The sequence below is a fragment of the Belnapia mucosa genome (assembly GCF_016775475.1).
Lineage (GTDB): Bacteria > Pseudomonadota > Alphaproteobacteria > Acetobacterales > Acetobacteraceae > Belnapia > Belnapia mucosa.
The window spans coordinates 1-247 of the sequence record NZ_JAEUXJ010000135.1 but is presented as its reverse complement, the minus strand read 5'-3'; the positions used below and the strand labels follow the sequence as shown (position 1 = coordinate 247).

General features: G+C 45.7%; 1 protein-coding gene. It reads left to right on the top strand.

Features of this window, described 5'->3' with window-relative positions; genetic code table 11:
• The coding region (gene hisE / locus JMJ55_RS30670; RefSeq protein WP_202829376.1) for a phosphoribosyl-ATP diphosphatase at positions 1-189 on the top strand (189 nt) is incomplete at its 5' end.
• Between the last annotated feature and the right edge of the window lie 58 nt (positions 190-247).

Genomic DNA, 247 nt, shown 5'->3' with positions numbered 1-247 from the left:
GAGGTCATCGTGGCGGCTAAAAACCCTGGTGACGACGAATTGACTTATGAAACGGCGGACTTGTTGTATCACGTTTTAGTGTTGTTGGTCGAACGTGGCGTCAGCTTTGACCAGATTAAGCAAGAATTGGCTAAACGTGAAGGTAAGATGAGTGACTATAAGGATCGGCCCGAAATTAAGAACCTATAGGAGGTAGCCGAATGAAAGCTAGTATTGAACAGTTAGAACCCTATGTGCCCGAAAAGCC